Below are 25,309 nucleotides of genomic sequence, written 5' to 3'. Positions count from 1 at the left end.
TAATAAAACATCTCAAAGAAAGGAGATAAAATGCCAAGAAAAAGACGTTGACCTGGTATATTAATAGCTTTTGTTGTTGTTTTAATAATATCAGTTGGACTTTACTTAATTATCAGTAAGTTAACAGGTCCTCAAAATATTTCAACAAGCAAATTTGTTGAATTCATCAAGGATGCAGCAAATAGTCAAGATGATGGAACATACTTTAAATTAATTAAGTTTGATCCCTTCACTAACCAAATGCACGGTACCCTTATAAAAAATAATAGTCAACTTGAGCTTGTTGCACCTGGTTCATTCAACTTCATAAATGAAGTGTTTGAAATCAAAGATCCTCTTAAAGAAGCGACAAAATTTGTAAATAATGGTGTGGTAAGTTCAGGAGAAATTCAAAATGCAGCAGCACCACAACCAGGATTCTTCTCAACATACATTCTTCCATTTATTCCTACATTATTATTCCTAGGAATAATGTTCTTTATTTTTAGATCACAAGCTAAAATGATGTCAGGGCAAGGTGGGGCTATGTTTGGTGACAATAGTCCTGCTCAAATTATTAAATCAGATAAAAAATTCTCTGATATTGCAGGAAATAAAGAACCAATTGAAGAAATTTCAGAAATAGTAGATTACTTAAAAAATCCTAAAAAATATGAAGTTTCAGGAGCTAGAATGCCTAGAGGTATCCTTTTAGGAGGTCCTCCTGGTACAGGAAAAACTTTATTAGCTAAGGCGACAGCAGGAGAAGCTGATGTTCCTTTCTTCTTTGTATCAGCATCTAACTTTGTTGAGTTATTTGTTGGTATGGGGGCTAAAAGAGTAAGACAAGTTATAGCAGAAGCACGTAAAAATGCACCAGCAATTATTTTCATTGATGAGCTTGATGCTATTGGTAGAACAAGAGGAAGTGGTATTGGTGGAGGGCACGATGAACGTGAACAAACACTTAACCAACTTCTTGTTGAAATGGATGGTATTAAAGAAAACTCAGGGTTATTATTTATTGCAGCTACAAACCGTACAGACGTTTTAGACCCTGCTTTAACAAGACCTGGACGTTTTGATAGGGTTATTACAGTTGGATTACCAGATGTAAAAGAACGTGAAGCGATTTTAAAACTACATGCTAAAGGTAAACGTATTTCAAATGATATTTCGTTTGAAAATGTTGCAAGAAGAACACCTGGTTTCTCAGGAGCTCAATTAGAAAACGTAATTAACGAATCTGTTCTTTTATCAGTTAGAGAAAATACAGGTATTATTACAAGAGATCAAATCGATGAGGCAATCGATAGAGTTATGGCTGGTCCAGCTAAAAAATCTAGAACTATTACTAAGGAAGAATTAACATTAGTTGCTTATCACGAAGCTGGACACGCTGTTGTTGGTATAAAAGTTCCTGGTGGTAATAAAGTTCAAAAAATTACTATTATTCCACGTGGTCAAGCCGGTGGATATAACTTAATGATGCCTGAGAATGAAAAATACAACTATACTAAAGAAGAATTATTAGCTTCTATAGCAAGTTTTATGGGTGGTAGAGCAGCAGAAGAAATTATTTATGGAGAAGATAAAATTTCAACAGGTGCTGCAGATGATATTTCGAAAGCAACAGCAATTGCTAGAAGAATGGTTACTGAATTTGGTATGTCTGATTTAGGTCCGATTAAATATCAAGAAGAAGAAGGATCTCCATTCTTAGGAAAAACTTTAGCTACAAGTTCATCAATTTCTAACCAAATTAGTCACGAAATTGATCTTGAAGTTAGAAAAATAATGTTAGAAGCTAAAAATATAGCTACAAAAGTTATTAAGAAAAATAGAGAACTTTTAGAGCTGATTAAAACTTCATTACTTGAAAAAGAAACAATTGTTGCAGAAGAAATCGAATACATTGCTAAAAACTTACAATTACCTCCTGAAAAAGAAAAATCAGAAGAAAAAGCTAGTGCTGTAGGTTTAGATGAATTAATTGAAATGACTTCTGACCCTAATATTGGACAAAGTACACAAACTGATTTTTACGATAATAAAGAAGAAAGTATTTCTGTTGACTTAGTTTCAGATGGAGTTATTGATAGTGATAATTTAGTTACAGAAGATGGAACTGAAATTGAAAAATTATAGTGATTAAACAACTGGTTTTCCGGTTGTTTTTTTATACAAAAATCCTTTATAATTAATAAATTAATTATAAGTAAATTTTTAAAGGTGGATTTTATGAAGAATTTGTTTAAAGAAGTCTTTAAGTCATTATTTAAAAACAAAGCTACTGTTATAGGGTTAACTATCCTTGTATTTTTAACGGCAGGAGTTTTCACTGTTTTAAATGATGCTGCTAAATCAATGAAGCAACAATATGAAGCTGCTAAGAAAAAATCAGTTTCACACAATATTACAATCGATTTAAATCTATCAACAAATGCGAAAGCATACAATGATGGGTATTTTGTTAACGGACTTTCTAAATCAGATTCACTTGTTTACGAAAATAAAAGTGTTTATGATAAAGGAATTAACTATATAACGGATAATTACAAAAAAGAAGGTTATGTAATTGACTTAACAAGAATTACAGATTCATTTATTCCATTAAGTTTATTTGTTGATGAGGAAAAATATAAAGACAAATACATTGATAGAGTTGACTTTATAAAAATCTACAACACTTATGACTTCAAGAATGAAAACGCAAGTTCATTAACATTAGATTTTGATAAAGCCATCAAAACAATGAGAATGAAAACTGATTTCATTGTTAACTTATACAAAAAAGAAAATGACTCATATTCACCTGTTACAACACAAGTTGTTTTAAATTTAAATGACCACTTTGTGCTTGATAAAACTTATAAATTAGAAGATATCGGATACATTACAACAGATACTGAAAGTAATGTTATTCTTTCTCAAGTTAAAACTTTATTCTTAAATATTGTCACAAAAGAAGCTACTTTTGACATGGTTAAAGGTAAAGAATGAATGTATGAAGGAGTTTGTTTAAGTGTTGAACCAGCAACACTTGCTGACAAACTTGGTTTTGATAAATATCAAAATAACAATTACATTTTCATTCTTAATAAAGATAAAAACTCAACTTTAATTAACATTCCAGAGGATGCTAAACCAACTGATGTTGTTAATGTTGAATTAAATTCAGAATTTGATTATTCATCTTTATATGATGAATCAAGAACATTAGACAAACCAATTCCATTTGTTTTTGAAACAAATCATACTTACAACATTCCTTTAAAATGAGCTGCAAAACAAGAGGAATACACATACTACCAAAGAAGAGTTTATGAATCAACATATGTAGATCCATTCAAGAAAAACTGAGATGGAGCATATGTTACATTTATGGAGAATTTAATTAAAGGAAACAATGGTGAATTACCATCAGAATTTAAAAAATTCTCATATTGAAATAAAAACTCACTTAAATACTTTATCCACTTTGATGAACAAGGTGTTTTAAAAGAAAACAAAGAGTTAATTTATGAGAACAATTCAGTTCTTACATATGATTTAACATACAATGAGCAACTTAGATTAGCTGATTTATCAGACCAACCAGGTTATTTAGATAGAGACTTTGCTATTAAAGAAATTATTATTAATGACTTAAAAACTCTTATTTTAAAAATTTATAACTTCACAAGAAAAGAAGTTGACAACCACCCAGAGTACAAGAGTAGAGTTCCAGAAATTGATGCATTAGCTAACGATGTAAACACAAGATTGCAAACTGCATCAATTAACAAATCACAATCAGTTTCAGAATTAACTGATATTTACAACAAGTTACTTAATGATGTAAGTGTTATTGTTCCAAACAATGTTTTACTTTTACCAGTGTTAAATTATGAAAAGAGAACGAAGATTCCTAATTATGCAGAATATGCATTTGATGGATATAAAACAATTGCACAAATTGAAACATCAAGAGATAGATTAACAGAAGAAGAATTTGACAAGTTATCTAATAAAAGAATCTGAGATATCACATTCACAAAAATTAAAAATGGTGCTTTAGATATTGTTAAAAAAGATATCTACAACCAAGTTTCAGAAAAAGTCGGTGTAGATAACATAGGTATCAAGAAATCAATCACAATTGATGCATTCGACACATCTAAAAATGAAAAATTCGTATATCACTTTGTTAATATGGGTGATAATGAACAAAAGATTGATGGAATCAAAAACAATGTAAACAAACTTTTCAATGAAATTGATAATCCAACAGGTTTATTTAATCTTTATTCAAATGTTGATGGTTACTTCAAAACTAGAGAATTACCATATTATGCAATTCACAATATTTTAACCCAAATTATTGGTAACGTCATTCCATATGAAAAATACGTTTCATTAGATATGACATATGGACAAGTGAAAATTTATCAAAACTACCCAGAAACTAAATTATTTGAAGTTTGAGATAGATCGAAAATTTATAAATTAGCAAAATTTGTTGGATCAGAAACAGATGCACAAGGTAATTTATTACCTGATAGCGACTTTAATCAATTTGCTGAATTAGGAATTACTTTTGATCCATCAAGAGAAGAAGATACATACTACATAATTAAACCTGTTTATGATGCTAATAAAAAGTTACTTTACTGAAAAAATGTTTCATTATCAAAAAAAGGTGTTTCTGAATTTGATAAAGAACGTTTATCAACTGGTAGATTAACTTTAAAAGAAACAGATTCATACTTAGAAAACAATAAATTGACGTTAATGGCAAAAATCAATCCAGAAGGATGAGTTGAACATAGTAATGAATTTGATAACGTTGTTTATTTACCTTTTGGTTATAGAGCACCATTAAGTGATGTTTTAAATGAAGCAGCTACACAACAAACTTTAAATAAAGCTTTTGAAAATATACAAAAAGTATTGTTAGATAGCGATTTAACAAAACAAGGATTTTTCACTAAAGACATTATTTATGCATTTATCGAAGCTTCTGAATATTCAGTTAATATAAATAAATTTGCAACAATTTTCTCATCAGGACGTATTGATTTAGGGATTATTCCTAAATTGTTCCTTGATTTCCTTTACAAGTTATCACACAATGTAAATGGTGATTATGCAAACAAACTTATTGTTAACTTATTTACAAACTTAAGAAGATTTATTGCACAAAAAGATACTCTTGAAGAAAGAAAACAATATTTAACTGAACAAATTCAAGAATTATTTAATGTTTTAAATGTACTTGGTGTAGAAGTGCCGGTTAAAGTGGGGACTTTATCAAAATTTATTAAAGATCCTGTTGTTATGCTTGATTCAATTATTGGAATTATTGAATCAGTTAACTTTGTTAAGTTCACAGAGCAATCAAACAACTTTTTCTTAAATGAACATGATCATTTAGTTGATAGAGAAATTACAAAAGCCGATGGAACTAAAGAAATTGTTAAGTACGTAAGAAAATTATCAACGCTTGAATTAATTGAATGATTTATTAGATCAGTTGATCAAAAAGCATTTAAAACGCATTTATTTGACTTATTAGAGAATATTAACATTGCCTTATTAGCTGATGTTAATGATCAAGCTAACCCATTATATGACGTATTTAATTCATTTATGCCTCAACTTAAACCTATTTGACAAATTATTAACTTGTATCCAGGTTCAGCTGATAAATCATTTAAAAACGTTATAGATTGAACTAAGTATGTAATTAACTTATTTGATTTTGACATCTTTATTGATGCTGTTTTAAGCAAAAAACAAATGTTCTACACTGAACATCAAAGTGTAGATAGAGTAAACAAATATGCGACATCAGGAGTTGGATCAAAAGACTTTATTTATGCACTTATTAAATCATTATTTGCATTACCAGGTTCAAATAAAACATTTAAAGAATCAATAATTTCAATGTTTAACGTTTCAGACAAAGGGACAAATATTGAAATTGATGACAACGGATTATATTTAACAATTCCAGTTGCAGATGATGAAAAATTAGACTACTTTGACCTTCTCAACATCTTTATATCTCCTCAACCTTCTTCAACAACTGAAGCAGGAGCAGATACTAATACATCTACATCAACTCAAAATTCATTAAGTTTATTTGACAAACTTTACAACTTTGTTCACTCATACAAAGTTAGATTTGAAAATTGAAACGGAAACACAGTTTCACTAACATCATTCCCATCATCAGAAACAAATGATGCTATGGGTGTGTTTGGATTTACTAAAGACAAAAGAGAAATACCTTTAAGCGAAGCTAAGCAATTAGTTAATGAATGAATTCAAGTTCTTAACTTAGTTGTGCAAACAACTTCAAATGTTAAATTACAACCTAACTTATCAATTGGAGATATTTACAAATACTTTGCAGAATACAAGCCAATTGAAAACAATTCAGTTCATTCATTAGTTCAAGAAGCTATTAAGAAATTCTTAGATATTTCCAACAAAAATAATGACCCATTCTTCTATGTGAAAGAAGCATATCCATTATTCAAAGTTTGAATGAAAATGTTTGATAAATCAGTAAATTCTGACAGTGCAAAAACTAAAGAGTTTGCTCTTGAATTATTAAAATTAGCTAACAATTCAGAAATATTGTCTGATTTTAGTTCATTTGAATTAATTCAACCATCATCACAAAACATTGTTTCATTTGAAAAAACAGGATTTGGTATTACTAAATCACTTGCAAATACTTTAAAACTTAAAGAAATCTTCTTCGCAAAAGATGAACAAGGGAACTATACAAATTCATTATTAGCTGAATTAATTAAAAAATTCGCTGAATATAAACAATATGTGCAAGATAATGAGTTAGAAATTATTCAATCATTTGCATACATTGCAACATCTGAGTTATACGGTAAATTCAACCCAGAGCACTTCAAAGATGTTTATACATCAGAATTTACAAACATTGATTCAGTTGTGTTAGAAAACTTAATTAAAGGTGTATTTTCAAACGAATTATTTGTAAAACACTTTAATACATTTAACATTTACTTAAGTAACTCAATTAATGAAATTCCGGTTGTTAGATTAGGAATTTCAGATGCATTGTTACACCCGTTAACAATTGTTAAACATCCTGAAGTTGCAGTTTGATTCTTAACAAACACAAACAACCTAGGAGAAAGTGGTAAAAATAAAGCAAATATTGCTTACTTGATAATGGATAAGGTTATTAACTTTGAGGAATTAGCTAGAAATGATGTTGAATTAAGTGAATTTATTAGTTCATTCGAAAAAGGAAAACCTGTGTTTGCAACTATTGGTAAAGAATGACTTTTAAATGTTGCTTTTGACAACGAAATTATTCAATACTGATATTCAAAAGTTGGAAACAACATTGAAAATTATTCGCCATTTGGTGTAAACATTATTAAACTTATTGAAGATGTTTTAAACACAATTACAGGTGTTAACAAATTAGATAACACACTTAAATTTGACCAAACAAGTTCATACATTGCAAAAGTTAACTATGTATGATTAGCTAAAAACAAGAAGAAAATTTACGATGGTGAATTACCAAATAATCCAATCGGAATGGTTGAATTAATCAAAAATCTTCCTGAAGATTACAAAATTAATGTAAATGGTTCAGAATTTATCATTATTGGTGACGATTATACATATGATAATATTTATCCAGTTGTGGATGAAGCAAACTTACAAGTTAATACAAATAACCAAGCTATTGTTTACGTTAACTCACAAGGGTTTGACAAAATTGCACAAGCTTACAGAGGAAATGTTGTTAAAGAATACTTACTTGTTAAGAATTCAACAAACTTAACAAATGAAGACCTTAAACAAGAATTAATTCAGGTTGTTAATAAAGCAACAAATAACTCAAATGATTTACCTAGAGTTTATCTAGATGATGAAATTGATGGAATTAACCCTGAACGTGCAATTAGAATTACTGCAGTTAAAAACTTCATTAAAGTAATCGGATTCGTTTCAAAAATCTTATTATCTATCTTAATTACATTAGTTGCTATCTCAATTATTTTCATTATTAAGAGATACATTACAAACAAAAACAAAGCTATTGGTATTTTAGTTTCTCAAGGTTATACACCATTAGAAATCTCATTATCAATGACTGTGTTTGCGTTCTTTACAATCATTATTGGAGGTATCGCAGGATACTTAACTGGTTTCTTAATACATGCTGAAGCTGTTAAGTTATTAAGTGATTATTGAGCTATACCGATTCAGACGCTAAACTTCTCAATAGTTTCATTTGGAATAAACATCATATTACCACTTGCAGCTATGTCTATACTTATTATTGTTGTTTCAATTCGTTCATTAAGATATAAATCAATTGACTTAATGAGTGGAATAACAGAAGTAAGTACAGGTGACTTCCACGCTAAATATGCAAACTTATTCAAGAAGAGAAATATTAAAACTAAATTTAGTGCTTCATTAATCTTCCACAGCTTCTGAAAACTGGCATCATTTGGTATTTCAATCATTTTAGTTGCTATAACTACATTGTTCGGAATAGCAACCTTTGGTGAATTCGAATCATCAATTAAAAAAACATATAAAAACAGAAGTTACAATTACAAATTTGACTTAAGAACACCTACAATAGAAGGTGGTGGAATTAATTTATTCACAGCACAAGATTTAGAAAACACACTTTATGTACCTGTTGGAGATATTGCTGAAATTAACCAATATCAAAACGATTACTTCAAACCAGGTATATCAACAGCTGTAAATAAACTTGCAATCAAAAACTCTGATGGAACTACATCATATAGATATCCAAACGGAAATCCTACAGATTTTGATGGACACGTAATTTCACAATTCTCAGTTAACATTAAGATTGATTCATCAGTTTCAATTGACCCTTGAGATCAAGTTTACAATTCATTACCCGACTCACAAAAATCAAGAATTACATCAGTAAGAAATGAAATTGGTAGAAGACTTGAAAGAACACAACCAAACTTACATTACAAACAAGATGGTGATAGAAAAATTCTTGATATGACTAAAATGATTGAGTTAGTTCAAGCAGGAACGGTTTCAGGATTCTTCCGTTATGTAGAAAATGAAACTAGCCCAGAATTAGGTAAATTTGTTTATCTTCAAGCTAACAAAAATAAAACTGATTTTGATGAAATAATAATTTCAACATCAGCTTATAGAGATGAATATAGAGAATTCTTAATTAATGGATACAAACAAATCTATAAAGAAAATGGTAAGTTATTAAAACGTAATCCTAATGCATCAGTTGTAAGTGACTTCTTAGTTTCATTTGGTGGCTTATATTTTGACCCTGAATTTGATGAGCTTTACACATACGTAGATGCAAATCAAATTAAGAGAGGTAAAATCAAGAACGAAACTATTAAGTTATATGGTTACCAAGAAGATTCAAAACAAATTAAGATTAAATCTACTAATGGACAAGATTTACTTAAATTAATTAATGACGAGTTTAGTCAAAACGGATTTGATGTTAACGATAAACCTATTCCACTTATCATTAACGAAGTTTCATCAAAAGCATTTAACTTATTAGTTGGATCTAAATTTGAAGTTGTTGTAAACAATAATGTAAATAGATTCAAAGATAAGATAAATGAATATTATGAGAAATTAGATAACCCTGAATATAAAGAACCAGAGAGACAAACTTACAAATTCATTGTTAGAGGTATAAATCCAACATATATTAATAATGAGTTTATTATTCCTAAAAAAGCTGCTGATATACTTACAGGATTAGATAAAGTTAAACATAACCCTAAATATGAAGTGTTTAACGGTATTATGTCTAAACACCCATTACCAATGCAATTATTATCATCAGCTGGATTATATTCAAACAGTGGTTACTGACCAGCTATCCAATCATTTGACACATCTACTTTAACAACTAAATATCTTGAAGATATGTTTGATGCATTATTTGGATCAAGACAAACAGTAGATAACTCAACAATCGATGGAGTAATGAGTACTTTAGGATATTCAGACTTACAAATTGCTAAATTTATAAATCCTGAATATAAAGAAACTGAAAGCATCAAAGATAACTACTTATTAGCAAGAGCTAATGCAGAACAACACATTAAGAAGTTTGCTAATATATTCAATAACGACTTATATATCCCTATGGCTAATACTTTAGATTCTAAAGTTATTGAAGTGGGTTACACAATGTCTATTGCACAAACAGTTCAAAAAATTGTAACTATTGTAACAATCTTAGCATTCATAATTTCTATAGTTATATTGGTAATCATTTCAACAATTCTTATTGGAGAAAATGAGAAGAATATAGCTATCTGATCAATCCTTGGATATAATGAAAAAGAAAAAATTAAGATTTTCTATGGAATTTACTTACCGTTTATTCTTATATCTATCTTAATAGCTATCTCATTAGCATTTGGATTTATATCAATCTTTAGTGGTTTCTTAACATCAGCTGCATCTATTGCAATTCCTATTGTTATTTCACCTCTAAACATATTAGTGACAGTATTAGTTATTCTAGGAGTATTCTTAGTAACGTCAATATTATCTTGAATCGGAATTAACAAAGTTAAACCAATTGATTTATTGAAAGGTAAATAATGGAAAATAAAAACGTAAATGTAAACAATGACACAAATAAAGACACTCAAGAAGTTGTTGTTTTAACTAAAAAGACATCAGATGTCAAAATTACAAAGAAAAATGTATTTGACATTCTTGATGCTGATGGTGGAAGCAACAAAGTTGTATTAGACAGATCAATTGCTAGAGTTATTAGAAAAGCTTCAAACAAAAAGAGATCTAAAGATGGTAATGAAAAACTTAAAAACACAGGTAACGCAGTCATAGAAGTTAAAAACGTAAGTAAGTTTTACTTGTCAGGAACTACAGCTACTAGAGTTTTAAAGAATGTTTCATTAACAATTAACAAAGGTGAATTTGTTATGATCTTTGGTAAATCTGGAGGTGGAAAAAGTACATTACTTAACCTTATAAGTGGACTTGATAGACCAAGTAGAGGACAAGTTATTGTATGTAATCAAAACTTACCTTACTACTCAGATTTAAAACTTACTTTATTTAGAAGAAAACACGTTAGCTTTATCTTCCAAAATTACAACTTATTACAAAATCTAAATGGTTATGACAATGTTGAAACTGGTGCTTACTTACAAAAAGATAAAAGCAAAAGATTAAACATTGATAAGTTATTTGAAGAATTTGAACTAGAAGATGTTAAAAACAAATATCCATCACAAATGTCCGGGGGACAACAACAACGTATTTCAATCCTACGTGCATTGGCTAAAAATGCTGAAATCATTTTCGCTGATGAACCCACAGGAGCACTTGATGATGCTACTTCGAAGATTGTTTTAAATTACTTATATGACATTAATAAAAAATATGGTGTTACTATAGTTATGGTTACTCACAACCCTCTTATAGCACCAATTGCTGATAAAGTTTTCACAATCAAAAACGGAAAAGTTGCTAATATCACAGTTAACAAAACTACAAAACATCCAAAAGATATTGATTGAAAAGAATAATTAATTATGTTGAATAATACTTACCACAAAATAGTGGTGAGTATTTTTTTATACCTTGGAGACTATGGAATAAGTACAATTGGAATACAAAAAGTATAATAAAAACAGACTTTAAAAGTCTGTAATTTAAATACTATTTACGTTTCATTGTAGGGAATAAAAGAACATCACGAATTGAATCTTTTTCAGTTAATAACATTGTTAATCTATCAATTCCAATTCCACATCCACCTGTAGGTGGCATTCCATATTCTAACGCTTCAACGAAATCTCAATCAATGTCACTAGCTTCATCGTTTCCATTGTTCTTTTCTTTTAATTGATCTTCAAAACGTTCTAATTGGTCAATTGGATCTGATAACTCAGTGTACATATTTGCATATTCTTTTGTGTTAATGAACAATTCAGCTCTTTCAACGAATCTTGGGTCTTGACCTTTAGCAGTAAGAGGAGAAATTTCTAATGGATGTCCATATACAAAAGTTGGTTGTATTAATGTTTTTTCAATAAGTTCTTCAAAAAGTTCATTAATAATGTGACCTAATTGATGGAATTTTTGAATTTTAATACCATATGATTTAGCAACCTCAACAGCTTCATCAAATGAAATGTTTCTAAAATCTTTACCTGTAGCTTTAGAAACAGCTTCAACCATATCAACTCTGTTAAATGGTTTTGTTAAATCAATTTCAATACCTTTGTTAATAACTGTTGATTTACCTAATTTAGCTGCAACTCTTTTAATAAGTTCTTCTGTACGTTGCATCATTCCTTCAAGGTTTGAGTAAGCTTCGTAGAATTCAATTGAAGTAAATTCAGGGTTATGAGTTGTGTCGATTCCTTCGTTTCTGAAAATACGACCAATTTCATAAACTCTATCAACTCCACCAACTAAAAGCTTTTTAAGAGGAATTTCAGTAGCAATTCTAAGAACAAATTCTTGATCTAATGCATTGTGATGTGTTTTAAATGGACGAGCAGAAGCACCTGATAAATAATCATGTAAGAATGGGGTTTCAACTTCCATATATTCTCTTTCATCAAAGTATCTTCTAATTTCACTAATAATTTTTGTTCTATTTCAGAACACTTGCATTGATTCATCATTAACAATTAAATCAACATATCTGTGTCTGTATCTTTCTTCAACATCAGCTAATCCATGGTATTTATCAGGAAGTGGTTTAAGAGCTTTTGTTAAAAGTTTAATATTTTGAACTTTAACAGTAACTGCACCTGTGTGAGTTTTCATAACATTACCTTCAACATAAATAATATCTCCTAAGTCTAAAGATGATACTAATGCATTAACAGATTCATCATGTTCTTTTTTGTTGAAGTAAGCTTGAATTTTTCCGTGGTAGTCTTTGATTAAAATGAAAGGTCCACGCATTGTTAAAATTCTACCTGCAATAGCAACAGAAACTGGATTTTGTTCTAATTCTTCTTTAGATACATTTTCGTATTTAGAAGTTAATTCATCTGAATATGACCTTTCTTTTAATCCATCTGCTTTTGCAAAAGCTTGAATATTATTTTCTTTGTAAAAGTTTAATTTATTACGTCTTACTTGTTCTTGTTCTGTATATTTTGTCATATCTTTTACTCCATTAATAAATATGTTTAAAGTATACCACTAATATTAAAAATATTAGTGGGGTAATATTAGAAACATAACTAATAAAATATTGATAGTAACACACGTATTTTTTTGAAATTATTTGATTTGAATTTTATTGTCTAAAAAAACAAAAAAACTACCGAAATAGGTAGTGATTTCAAAAAAAATTTTTTATAAAATGGTCGCTTTAGATTCTATCTTCTTTTACTTTTCTAGCTGAAATTGTTACGTGTTTTGGACAAGTTAACATTTTTTGATCTGGTGTGAATTGAACATATAAAACATTCTCATTATATTTACGGTCATATTTAACAGTTCCTTCAGGTCTTAAAAATTCTAAATGAACTAAAGGCACATTAAATACTTCTCTTTGTTCTTCAGGAATTCTTAAATCAACAATTGGGTAAATTTCTACTGAACCACCTCAAAGTATGTTGTTTTTAATCATATCTTTTTCTTCTTGAGGGAAGAATTCATCAACCTGTTTAAATGAAGTTTCTAAAACTTTATCTTGTTGTTCATATGATAAAGTTTTAAATTGTGGATCTTCAGCTAACTCTTTTCTCAACACTTCTTTATACACTTCAAAGTCTAATAAATATTTTTGTTCTCTAACCATTAATTTAATAACAATATCAAATGGAACTACATCAGCAATTGTTCCAAAAGCATATCTATAATCTTTATTGCACATATCACAATGTGCTGTAACTAATGAACCCATAATATCTCCTTGTTTGGAATAAAATCAATATATTAATTATATTTAACTTTATAATTTACTTATGTTAGATTTTGAAAAGAATTATTGAGACAAATATGATGTCATTATTGGTTTAGATGAAGTAGGAAGAGGTTGTTTAGCTGGTGAGTTAGTAGTTGCTGGTGTGATTTTTCCTAAAGGATACTCAAATAGCAAAATTAAAGATTCTAAACAGTTAACTGAAAAACAAAGAGAAGAACTTTATGAAGAAATAGTCAACAATTGTGTTGAATATGTCATTGAAGTTAGAACTCTTGAACAAATCAATAATTCAAATCCTAAAAGAGAATCAATTTTAGGTATGGAATCTATTGTTAAAAAACTTAAAAACAAACCTGATTTGATAATTACAGATTATGAAAAATTAAATTTAGAAAACTATGAACAAATTAATTTAGTTAAAGGTGATTCAATTTCAATTTCTGTTGCTGCTGCTAGCATTTTAGCTAAAGTCACAAGAGATAGAATGCTTAAAGAATATTCGAAAATATACCCTGAATATGATTTTGAAAATAACAAAGGTTATGGAACTAAAAAGCATTTAGATGCTTTAAATGTGTTTGGTCCAACTAAAATACATAGAACTAAATACAAACCAGTTGTAACATCATACGAAAAGCATCGAAAATATAGATAAATTGACTAGGGTCACCTAGTTTTTTTTAATAAAAAAAACACTCAGAAAACTAAAGTGCTAGAAAATTAAATTAAATCTATTTCATATTTTTTAGCTAACATTGAGCCTCCAAAACTAAAGATTGGACCAAATACACAGGCTAAAATATATAATACTGCTATTACAATATGATCTTCTGTTTTTCTGTGAAAAAGTCTAACAATAGCAATGATTTGCAAAAATATTAATATTATGTAAAGAATAAATATAATCGTTCCTATGATTGAGGCAATTATTTTTATTTTAGCAATTCATTCTGAATAATATGAATTTGAATAATATGAATAATAATAGTAACTTTGTTTTTGCATCGCAACAGCTGATCATATTATGTATATAATGAATACAGAAATAATAAATATTCAAATTAATGATAATCAGAATATTGGTCTCGTATAATACGTTTTGTTTCTTATTTTGTTTTCCATATATATCCCTTCGTTTTTATCTATATCCTTATTCTAAAAAAAAAAAAAAAGCAAAGTAGAAAGTGAAATATTTTTGTTTTATAATATGACTATGAAAAAAGAAGTGCAAATTAAAATTGAAATTCAAAAAAATTCAAGAATCAAGTATGAATACAACAGAAAAACAGGACAAATTGAAGTAGATAGAATCTTACGTGAAGATTTTGTTTACCCTTGCAACTATGGTTTCATTCCTGAAGCATTAGACTGAGATGGAGACGAACTTGATGTATTATTATATTCATCAGAACAATTCATTCCAGGTTCATTATTAAATGCAAGAATTATTGGTGCTATGAAAATGATTGATGACGGTGAAACTGATACAAAATTAATTGCAGTTCACGCTGATGATTACAGATTAGATCATATTAACTCATTATCAGACTTACCAAGACCATTTTTAGATACAGTTAAAACATTCTTTAGTACATACAAAAACTGAAAACGTCCAGGAATTACATCGGTTGATGGATTTGAAGATGTTGAATGAGCTATTGCTGAATATGAAGAATGTGTTGATTTAATGAACAAATATGGTTCAATGGATAAAAAAGAATTCATTGAATTAATGAAACAAAAACATCCTGAAAAATATGTTGCTTAATTAGATATTTTTCTATCCTTTAAGGGATAGATTTTTTTATTTCTTAACAAAAAATCTTATGAAAAAAAGTTAGATTTTAAGTAAAAAAATAGTAAAAAATTAACTTTTTACAAAATAGAAAGAAAAATATGAAGAAAGTTTTGTTTTTAAATAGTAATCTTTCGTTTAAAGAAAACTCTTGCTTAAGTAAAGTTACAAATAATGTCATTAAGTATTATCAAAATAAATTAGGAATCAATCTTGAATACATTGATTTAAATGAAATAGAGTTTTCGCAGCACATAATGTCTCAAAACAATTTGAAAGATTTTAGTTACTCAATATTTGATAAAACCGCTATTAATTTGCAGAAATATGAAAATAAGGAATTTATGAATAAAAAAATTAACAAATTATTAAAGAAAATTGAAAATTAAGGAGAAATTAAAATGGTTAAATTAGGAATAACAACATTTAGCGAAACAACAAAAATCCATTCAACAGTAATATTGCAAAAAGAGTATTACTTATTGTTTATGCTGTAATCGGGGTAATTCATATTCATTTGCAAAATTGCTAATATATAGAACTACATTTAAATCATTTGGATATGATGAAGAAGTTGCGCCAATTGTTGGAGAATACTTTTAGAATAAAGATAATTCAAAAAATTAAGCACATAATTGTACCTTTTTATATAGCTCTACAAGCTATAAAAGTAAAATTCATAGTGATATAATTAACTGAAATTTGTCAACTGAGGAGTTTTATGACTTTAGACTTATTAAAGGAAGAATGATTTGTAAATAATTACTATATTTTTCTATATGAAAATGACTTACTAGAAAATAAATTAGAAAATAATGGTTCTATTACCTATTTCGAAAATGGATTGGTAATTAACACTTTTAGAAATGATGCATATTCTGCATTTATATCTAATGTAAACTACAAAAAAGAAAATGTAGAGAAAATTATTAATTTGCTTTCAGATTTTTCACCAACTGTAATAACTTATGGTAATGCTTGCTTGAACTTGGTTCATCAAATCAGTAATCTTAATAATTATGAAATTTACAATCAAACTATTGCTGCATTAGATAAAGATGATTTTGCTTTTAGCGAAGCAAAGGAAGAAGCATTAGATAAAAAGATATTAATTAGAAGAGTTGATTTATTTGATTTTGATGAAATCAAAAAATTCCTCGAAGAAGAAAATTTTTATCCAAACTCAAGAAATCATTGAGTTGCTTCTTATAAAAAATATATTCTAGAAAATAACTTAAACTATGGTTATATAGCTTTAAAAGATAAAAAAGTAATTTCTCACGCTTGTGTTGTTTATACAAATTATAAAAACGCAGTAATTTGAGGAGTAGCAACAAATACAGAATTTAGAGGTCTAGGTTTAGCTTCGCATTTAGTTTCACTACTATGTAAGGATATATTAAACAATAATCTTGAACCACTTTTATATTACACAGAAGAAAAGATTGGTAACTTATACAAAAAGTTAGGCTTTAAAGATAAAGCACAATATTTTATAGCTTCAAAAGTGGAAAATTAGTTAAATAAATTAAATTTATTTAAAAATAATAATTTTCCAATAAGAAAGCTATCAAAATATTGCTTTTTTATTAAAATTATATTTATGATTAAGGTAGATAACATTACATTCAGATATAGAGAAACAGATACTCAACCAGCATTGAAAAATGTTTCTTTTTCTATTGAAAAAGGTGAGTATGTTGCTATATTAGGGCACAATGGTTCAGGTAAAAGTACTTTATCAAAAGTACTTGTAACTTTACTGAAACCTCAAAGCGGTTCAATTAGCATTGATGGAATTGAATATTCAAAAGAGAACTTACTTAAGATTAGAAAGAAAATTGGGATTATTTTTCAAAATCCAGACAACCAGTTTGTAGGTTCTAGTGTTGAAGATGATATTGCATTTGGATTAGAAAATAGAAACATTCCACACGAAGAAATGCATAAGTTAGTCAAAAAATATGCAGCAAAAGTTGATATGGAAAACTTACTTGAAAGAGAACCTGAAAGTTTAAGTGGAGGACAAAAACAAAGGGTTGCTATTGCTGCAATTTTAGCTTTAAATCCTGATGTTATTATTTTCGATGAAGTTACATCAATGCTTGACCCGAAAGGTAAATCAAGTGTTATTCAAATAATCAAAGAAATTAAAGAACAAAAAGATAAAACCTTAATCTCAATTACACACGATATGGATGAAGCAATTTTAGCTGATAAATGTTTAGTTTTTGCTAAAGGAAAATTAATTGCAGCTGGCTCACCAAAAGAAATATTAAAGAACCAAGAAATTATTGAAATAGCGAAAATTGAATCTCCATTTATTTACAGAATGAGCACAATGATTAATGGAATTGAACCAACATACAATGAAAGTGAGTTAATAGAAGAAATATGCAAATAAAAGTAAAAAAATTAACTCATACATTTAGTGTAAAGACACCTTGAGAGTTTACTGCATTAAAAGATGTATCTGCAACAATTAAGCAAGGTGAATATGTTGGTATTATTGGTGCTACTGGTTCAGGAAAGACTACATTAATCGAACATTTAAATAGATTACTAGAACCTACAAATGGAGTAATCGAATGAGTTTATAAGGATAATATTAGAAGAACATATAACTATGAACTATCAAAACTATTAGTTTCATTAGATAAAAAATATTCTGATAAAAACGATCCTAAATATAAAGCAGAACTTAAAGAAAAAAGTGCTCAAATTAAAAAAGAAATTAAAGCTAATGATAAGCAAATTAAAGAGTTAGAAAAAATCTATAAAAAAGAATACAAGATAGCTTACAACAAATTTAGTGAAGAATACAGTTATCATCAAACTGAAAGAAAATCAAAACTTAAAAACAAGTTTAAATTTTCATTTAGTAAAGAAGTTGAATTGTTCAAAAATGAATTTGATGCTAACTCTGAGACATTAAAGAAAATTAATGAGCTTAAATATGTTGAAGATTTTGTGACTCAACAAACCTACAAAAGCAAAATCAAATCATTAAGATCTATGCCTAAAAAAATTAGACAAAGAGTTGCTATAGCTTTTCAATTTGCAGAATATCAGTTATTTAAAGGAACAATAATTGAGGATATTGCATTTGGTCCGATGGCTTATGGTGTCCCAAAAATTAAAGCTTATGAAAAAGCTAGAGAATGTTTAAAACTTGTTGGATTAGGTGAAGAATATTTAGAAAGAAGCCCTTTTGAACTCAGTGGTGGACAAAAAAGAAGAGTTGCTCTTGCCGGAATTCTAGCAATGGAACCTGATTTCTTAGTTGTTGATGAACCTACAGCTGGACTTGATCCTCAAGGTGTTGATGAAATTTTAGAAATTCTTAATAACTTACATAAATCAGGAAAAACTATCATCAATGTAACTCATGATTTAGATAACATTTTAAAATACTCAAAACGTATTTTGCTTATGAAAAATGGACAAATTGTTAATGATGGTGAACCTTATGATGTTTTAAATGATGTTGAGTTTTTAAAGGAAAACAATCTTCAACCACCACATTTATTAGAGTTTGCCAATAAATTAAGAAAAAGAGGTGTAGATATACCTAAAGTAACATCAGAAGAACAATTGGCTTTCTATATTAATAAGCATATGGAAAGTAAGAAGGGAGTGTAATGAAAAGTGTATTTGGACGTTACATTCCAGGTGATGGATTTTTATATAAATTAGATCCTAGATTTAAGTTACTTATGGTTATTGTTTATATTGTAATGGTGTTTATGGTTAGATATTTCATTGATATGGTTATCTTACTTTTACCTCTTATTATTATTTATATTTACACAAATAAAAGAGTAAGACCATTACTTAAAATGCTTAAGTTACCTATCTTTGTGTCTGTTGTAATTTTTGCAGTCAACTTGTACACTATAACAAACGAAACAGTACATAATGATGTTGCTAATATGTTGAGCAAATCATATTTAAAAGATCATCAAGATGTAAATAGGTTAGCTCAAGCTTACTGGACGAATGGATTCTGAAGTTTTAACACTTCAGCAAGCAAAACTTTTTATAACACAATAATAGACACAAATGGTGTGTTATCTGTTTTTAAAGGTGAACATTCAAATGCTCTTATGCAAAAAGTTCAATATGGTGTTTCATTAGATAATATCAATAAAACATTGAGTTTATTTTTAAGAATTTACACAATGATTTTAATCACTACATTGTTAACAAACACAACAAGACCAATATTATTGACAAAAGCAATTGAAGATCTTTTATATCCACTTAAATTCATTTTTGTACCTACACACGTTATTGCGATGATTGTTTCAATCGCGCTTAGATTCATACCGACATTAATTGATGAATCAAATAGAATTATTAAAGCACAATCATCACGTGGGGTAGACTTCAAACATGGGAATATTAAGGAAAAAATTGATGCATTTACTACATTGATTATTCCTTTATTCGTTTCATCATTCTCAAAAGCTGAAGATTTAGCTAACTCAATGGAAACAAGAGGATACGATCCATATGCTAAGAGAACTAAATATAGAAAAATTAAACAATCTTGAATTGATTTAATTTCTTTATTAGTTATATTAGCTATATTATCATTCTTAATTGTAAATATTGTGTATCCAAATTACTTACCATTTGAGTACATTGCAACAAGAATTATTTAATTTTTAGGTCTATAAATCATACGTAAAAAAATGCGTGTGATTTATTTTTTTATATTATAATATATCTAAATTTATACAGCTGTAAAGCACTAGCGCTTTACACTTAATTAAGGAGGTAAAAATGGTTAAAATTAGATTAAAAAGAATGGGTGACAAGTTCAGACCAGTATACAAAATTGTTGTGGCTGACGCAAGATCACCACGTGATGGTAAATTTATCGAAGCTTTAGGACACTACAATCCATCTTCTAAAGAATTTGTTTTAAACAAAGAATTAACTGCTAAATGATTAAAACAAGGTGCACAACCTACAATTACTGTTGCTAACTTATTTAGAGCTCACAAATTAACTTCAGAACTTAAAAAATAATGAAAATTAATTTTCTTACTTTATTCCCTAGATACTATGAACCTTTTGTTAATGAAAGTATTGTTAACTTAGTCAAAGAAAAGGGACTAGTGGAATTTAATGTGGTTGATTTCAGAGACTTTTCTAAAGATAAACATAGAAAAGTTGATGATGAGATTTATGGTGGTGGTCACGGGCTACTTTTACAAGTAGAACCAATTGACTTAGCTTTAGAAAGTTTAGAAAATAACGGTGGATATAGAATTTTAGTTTCTCCACAAGGTAAACAATTCACTCAAGAAATAGCAGAGGAATTATCTAAAAAGGATCAAATCACTTTCATCGCCGGAAGGTATGAAGGGTTTGATGAAAGAGTACTTAATTTTGTTGACATTGAATTATCAATAGGTGATTATGTACTTACAGGAGGAGAGTTACCATCAATGGTAATGGCTGATAGTATTATCAGATTACTTCCAGGAGCCATTAGAGATGAATCACATCAAAATGAATCTTTCCAAGGTAGAGGTTTATTAGAACATCCACAATATACAAGACCAAGAGAATACAAAGGTTACTTAGTACCTGAAGTATTACTTAATGGTGACCATAAGAAAATTAAAGAATGAAAAGAGCAGGCTAGTTTAGAAAAAACTAAAAAGAATAGACCTGACCTTTATGAAAGGATAATTAAAAATGAGAAATAGATTATTAGAGTTAGTAGAACATCCACAATTACGTACAGACTTACCTGAATTCAAAACAGGAGACAACGTTAAAGTTCACGTACGTATCCGTGAAGGTGAAAAAGAACGTATTCAAATTTTTGAAGGTTTAGTAATCAGTAAAAAAGAATCAGGTACAAGAGAAATGTTCACAGTTAGAAAAATTTCTTACGGAATTGGTGTTGAAAGAACATTTCCAGTTAACTCACCTTTAATCGCACACATCGAAGTAGTTCGTTCAAACAAAGTTAGAAGAAAAAGACTTTACTACATGAGAAATCTTAGTGGAAAAAGTGCTCGTCTTAAAGAAATTAAAAAGAACAAATAATTTAATCACAATACCTTATTACATATGAAACCAGTTATAATGACTGGTTTTTTGTATAAAAAAATAGCAACAAGTGCTATTTAATCATTTCATATAAGTCTTGCTCACTTATAATTGGAACATTTAATTTGTTTGCTTTATCAAATTTAGTTGCTCCAACATTTTCTCCAGCAACTAAGTAATTTGTTTTGCTTGAAATCGAAGATGAAACAGTTCCTCCATTTTGCTCAATGATTTTTGAAAGTTCATCTCTAGAAATTGAATGCGTACCTGTAATTACGAAAGTTTGATTTTTAAGTTTATCTGATTTAGGTTCATTATTTGATGATTTGAAAATTAACACACTGTCTAATTTTTGTATCAATTCTTTATTTTTATTATCTGCGACAAAATCTTTCAGTGATTGAACTATTTCAGGTCCAATTGAATTAATTAAAAGGTATTCATCAAGGTTAATTTCGAATAGGTTTGAAAGTTTTGTTAATTTTTCTGAAATAATTTTTGCAACTACTAAACCTATGTTTTTGATTCCTAAAGCAAATAACGCTTTATGTAATTCAACATTTTTTGCTTCTTCAATAGAAACTAAAATGTTGTTTAATCTTTTATCAGCGATCTTGATTTTAACAACAGGATTTGATGAATTTTCTTTGAAGAATTCAAGAATTTCATCAGCTTTATCCTTTAGATTGAAAATTGAATATTGGTCTGTAATTCAACCTTTATCAAAGAAGAAATTAAGTGTCTTTTCGCTTAGTGAAACAATGTTAAGTGCATCTCTAGAAACGAAGAATGATAAGTTTCTAGTTAGTTTTTCATAACAGTTTGTATTTTCACAAAATTGATCAACAATCCCTGGATATTCAACTAAAACTGAATTACAAGAAGGACAATTTAGAACCTTAGGAAAAATTGAGTTTGTGTATTTAGTTTTTAACTCAATAATTTTAGGAATAATTTCACCAGATTTGATTAAAACAACTTGGTCACCTATGTTTATGTTCATATTAGAAATGAAATCATAGTTGTGAAGTGTTGCATTTGAAACTGTTGTTTGAACTAACTCAACGGGATCAAAACTTGCTACATAAGTTATTTTTCCGGTTCTACCTACTGTAGCTACTATCTTTTTAATAATTGGATACGCTTCTTCGGTTTTGTATTTATATGCAATTGCATATCTAGGGAATTTAGCAGTTTTACCTAATAAATCTCAATATTCAAGTTGATTCAGTTTGATGACAAAACCATCACAGTCATATTCAAATGAATCTTTAACTAATTCAAACTCATTAATTCTTTTGATTATTGATTGAAAATCTTTTTCTACATAGTGATATTGATGTGTAGGTAAGTTTAATGATTTCAAGAAATCAACAATCTGTGATTGTTCTTTTAGTCCGTGCTCTAATGGATCTACAATATCATACATAATGATTTGAAGATCTCTCTGAATGATTAATTTACCATTTTTCTGTCTTAAAGTACCTGCTGCCATGTTTCTGGTATTAGCAAAATAATCTTCTGTAGGTTGTTTTGGTTCCTTTGGAAGCGCTTTTATTTTACCGCTATTGTAATCATCTAATTTAGCTAAATAAGCTGGTCAAGTTTTATTAATAAATTCAAGTTTCTTCTCTTCGAATTCTTCTTTTAATTGTTGATTAATTTCAAGGAATTTAGATTTGTTAATATAAATTTCCCCTCTTATTTCAATTGGTTTTAGATAATTAATTGTTTTAGGAATGCTTTTGATGATTAAAGCATTTTTAGTAACATCCTCACCAACTTTACCATCTCCACGAGTTACTGCATTTGCTAATTTACCATCTTTGTAAATTAATGAGATTGATAGACCATCAATTTTTGGTTCAAGATTGAAGTTAATTTGTGATGAATTTATAGGTGCTGTAGCATTTTTAATAAAATCATTAACTTCTTCTTGTGAATATGCTTTAGCAAGTGAAAGCATTGGTTTTTGATGAGTATATTTAGAGAAGTTCAAACTTGGAACACCACCAATTTTAGTTGTGGGAGAATCCTCTTGAATAAACTCAGGATACTTAATTTCAAGCTCCTCAAGTTCTCTTAATTTACTATCATAAACAAAGTCATCAACAAGTGGTTTATCTAGATTGTAGTAAGCGTGATTGAGTTTATTTAACTCATTTGTAAGCTCAATAATGTAGTCTTTTATTTCGTTTTTTGTAGCAGGTATTTTCATATTTTTAAATTATATAGCTTATATAAAGTTTTAAACAAAATAAGCAAATTAGTAAGTTATTTGCTAAATTTTCGACACATTATTTTTATATTTGTATATAATTAAAATATTAATAGATTGAGGAGAAATTATGAAGTTCGAAATTAGAGAGTTCACAGTTGATAAAAAAGAATGATTAACTGTACAAAATAATGTTTTAAGTTACTTAGAATCAAATAAAAGAGAAGGTCAGAAAATTGATCAAAAACTCATTTTAACATCAGCATCAAACGCTTATATGGATTCAGTTAAACAAAAATTAATGGAAGAAATGAATCTTAAAGATGCAGATAAAATTGCATTTTTACCAGTTCCACAAGATGTTAAATTCACAATTGAAGATTTTTCATTTAAATTAAAAGTTTTCTATGAAAATAACCTTGAAAAATATAATTTAGATATTAAACCTGAACCATTTAAGTTATTATCAAATGACTATAATGCAAAAATTGATGAGTTTTATAACTTATTTATTTCAGGTTACAAATTTAAACTTAATGTTGATAGAGACGTAGTTGAAACTAACGATAATGTAATCATTGAAACTAAACCTGCTGATATGCAAGAAGCTAAATTTGAAAAATATCAAATTATTGCAAATCCTGAAAGTGAACATCAATTTGAAAAACAATTAATTGGTGCAAAACTAGGAGAAGTTATTACTGTAAATTATGCAGGAAGAGACTTTTTAGTTAAACCTATTCAAATTGTTGAAATTAAAGAAATGCCAATTACTGCAGAAAATGTTCATTTATTAAATATTGACCAAATTAAAAATATGGATGATGTTAGAAAATATGTTGAAAAAACAATTTTAGAACAAATTGTTAATGATTCTGTTTTTGCTTATGGTGAAAACATTTTAAGTCAATTATTAAAAGAATTTAATCAATTGCTTGAAATTGATGATGAATTAATTGAAAACGATATGAAAGAATTTAGATTTAAAGAAGACTTCGCAGGAGATAAAAGAGAAGTTGTTAAATCAACAATTATGAACTACTTCTGAACTATGTTATTCAATAAGAAAATAGGAATTAAAATTGAATATAGTGAAATGGAAGAAGAAAGACAAAAATTATTCACTATTTTTGGAGAAAAAGCTAACCAATTCGGCGTTCAAGCAATTTCAAATATTGTTTTACTTAAAAAACTAGGGACATACTACTTATCAAAAAATGAACCTGCAGTTTTTGAGGAAAATAAAGAATACCTACAAAAGTATTTAAGCAAATAA

At 28.1% G+C, this 25,309-nt stretch carries 18 protein-coding genes; 14 read left to right on the top strand and 4 right to left on the bottom strand.

What is annotated here, in order from left to right; translation table 4 throughout:
* The first annotated feature begins 30 nt into the window (after positions 1–30).
* The 3 genes from ftsH (at position 31) to VBM90_RS02360 (ending at position 11,582) form a co-directional block, all read left to right on the top strand.
* A complete protein-coding gene (gene ftsH, locus VBM90_RS02370; RefSeq protein ID WP_323176751.1) occupies positions 31–2,127 on the top strand; it encodes an ATP-dependent zinc metalloprotease FtsH in 2,097 nt (698 codons plus the stop codon).
* 93 nt (positions 2,128–2,220) lie between these two features.
* Positions 2,221–10,629 (top strand): ABC transporter permease, encoded by an 8,409-nt coding sequence (locus VBM90_RS02365; RefSeq protein ID WP_323176750.1) that lies wholly within the window; start codon positions 2,221–2,223, stop codon positions 10,627–10,629.
* Positions 10,629–11,582: an ABC transporter ATP-binding protein gene (locus VBM90_RS02360; RefSeq protein WP_323176749.1), complete on the top strand. Its 954-nt coding sequence runs from the start codon at positions 10,629–10,631 to the stop codon at positions 11,580–11,582. Before VBM90_RS02365 ends, VBM90_RS02360 begins: the two co-directional genes overlap by 1 nt.
* Before the next feature lie 133 nt (positions 11,583–11,715).
* Here VBM90_RS02360 and lysS read toward each other — a convergent pair whose 3' ends face one another.
* Positions 11,716–13,179 (bottom strand): lysine--tRNA ligase, encoded by a 1,464-nt coding sequence (gene lysS, locus VBM90_RS02355; protein WP_323176748.1) that lies wholly within the window; start codon positions 13,177–13,179, stop codon positions 11,716–11,718.
* 211 nt (positions 13,180–13,390) lie between these two features.
* Positions 13,391–13,927: a hypothetical protein gene (locus VBM90_RS02350; protein ID WP_323176747.1), complete on the bottom strand. Its 537-nt coding sequence runs from the start codon at positions 13,925–13,927 to the stop codon at positions 13,391–13,393.
* 61 nt (positions 13,928–13,988) lie between these two features.
* Here VBM90_RS02350 and VBM90_RS02345 point away from each other — a divergent pair, with 61 nt between their 5' ends.
* Entirely contained in the window at positions 13,989–14,603 is a 615-nt protein-coding gene (locus VBM90_RS02345) for a ribonuclease HII (protein WP_323176746.1), read from the top strand.
* Between the two features lie 65 nt (positions 14,604–14,668).
* On the opposite strand, the gene VBM90_RS02340 is transcribed toward VBM90_RS02345, so the two are convergent.
* Positions 14,669–14,953 carry a hypothetical protein gene (locus tag VBM90_RS02340; RefSeq protein ID WP_323176745.1) on the bottom strand — a complete coding sequence of 95 codons (285 nt, stop codon included), beginning with the start codon at positions 14,951–14,953 and terminating at the stop codon, positions 14,669–14,671.
* Positions 14,954–15,161: 208 nt separating this feature from the next.
* Here VBM90_RS02340 and VBM90_RS02335 point away from each other — a divergent pair, with 208 nt between their 5' ends.
* The 9 genes from VBM90_RS02335 (at position 15,162) to rplS (ending at position 21,812) form a co-directional block, all read left to right on the top strand.
* The gene (locus VBM90_RS02335) at positions 15,162–15,716 is read left to right on the top strand and encodes an inorganic diphosphatase (RefSeq protein WP_257089104.1); all 555 of its coding nucleotides are present in this window, start codon (positions 15,162–15,164) and stop codon (positions 15,714–15,716) included.
* A gap of 128 nt (positions 15,717–15,844) precedes the next feature.
* Complete coding sequence (locus tag VBM90_RS02330) at positions 15,845–16,132, top strand: hypothetical protein (protein ID WP_323176744.1); 288 nt, start codon at positions 15,845–15,847, stop codon at positions 16,130–16,132.
* A gap of 332 nt (positions 16,133–16,464) precedes the next feature.
* Complete coding sequence (locus VBM90_RS02325) at positions 16,465–17,262, top strand: GNAT family N-acetyltransferase (RefSeq protein WP_323176743.1); 798 nt, start codon at positions 16,465–16,467, stop codon at positions 17,260–17,262.
* A gap of 84 nt (positions 17,263–17,346) precedes the next feature.
* Positions 17,347–18,147, top strand: a complete 801-nt coding sequence (locus VBM90_RS02320; RefSeq protein ID WP_323176742.1) for an energy-coupling factor transporter ATPase — start codon at positions 17,347–17,349, stop codon at positions 18,145–18,147.
* Positions 18,138–19,385: an ATP-binding cassette domain-containing protein gene (locus tag VBM90_RS02315; protein ID WP_323176741.1), complete on the top strand. Its 1,248-nt coding sequence runs from the start codon at positions 18,138–18,140 to the stop codon at positions 19,383–19,385. The genes VBM90_RS02320 and VBM90_RS02315 overlap by 10 nt, the downstream gene beginning before the upstream one ends.
* Complete coding sequence (locus tag VBM90_RS02310) at positions 19,385–20,410, top strand: energy-coupling factor transporter transmembrane component T (protein WP_323176740.1); 1,026 nt, start codon at positions 19,385–19,387, stop codon at positions 20,408–20,410. Before VBM90_RS02315 ends, VBM90_RS02310 begins: the two co-directional genes overlap by 1 nt.
* Positions 20,411–20,531: 121 nt before the next feature.
* Positions 20,532–20,780, top strand: coding sequence for a 30S ribosomal protein S16 (rpsP, locus tag VBM90_RS02305; RefSeq protein ID WP_257089094.1), 249 nt, complete (start codon positions 20,532–20,534; stop codon positions 20,778–20,780).
* On the top strand, positions 20,780–21,466 hold the full coding sequence (gene trmD, locus VBM90_RS02300) for a tRNA (guanosine(37)-N1)-methyltransferase TrmD (protein WP_257089092.1): 687 nt from the start codon (positions 20,780–20,782) through the stop codon (positions 21,464–21,466). Before rpsP ends, trmD begins: the two co-directional genes overlap by 1 nt.
* Positions 21,456–21,812 carry a 50S ribosomal protein L19 gene (gene rplS / locus VBM90_RS02295; protein WP_257089090.1) on the top strand — a complete coding sequence of 119 codons (357 nt, stop codon included), beginning with the start codon at positions 21,456–21,458 and terminating at the stop codon, positions 21,810–21,812. Before trmD ends, rplS begins: the two co-directional genes overlap by 11 nt.
* Before the next feature lie 76 nt (positions 21,813–21,888).
* On the opposite strand, the gene ligA is transcribed toward rplS, so the two are convergent.
* Positions 21,889–24,033, bottom strand: a complete 2,145-nt coding sequence (gene ligA, locus VBM90_RS02290; protein WP_323176739.1) for an NAD-dependent DNA ligase LigA — start codon at positions 24,031–24,033, stop codon at positions 21,889–21,891.
* A gap of 130 nt (positions 24,034–24,163) precedes the next feature.
* On the opposite strand from ligA, the gene VBM90_RS02285 reads away from it, so the two are divergent.
* Positions 24,164–25,309 (top strand): trigger factor-related chaperone, encoded by a 1,146-nt coding sequence (locus VBM90_RS02285; protein WP_323176738.1) that lies wholly within the window; start codon positions 24,164–24,166, stop codon positions 25,307–25,309.

It is taken from the genome of Mycoplasma sp. 2704 (assembly GCF_034863285.1).
Classification (GTDB): Bacteria; Bacillota_I; Bacilli_A; order Mycoplasmatales; family Metamycoplasmataceae; genus Mycoplasmopsis.
The sequence above is the reverse complement of the archived record's forward strand: the minus strand, read 5'-3'. Positions and strand labels throughout refer to the sequence as shown.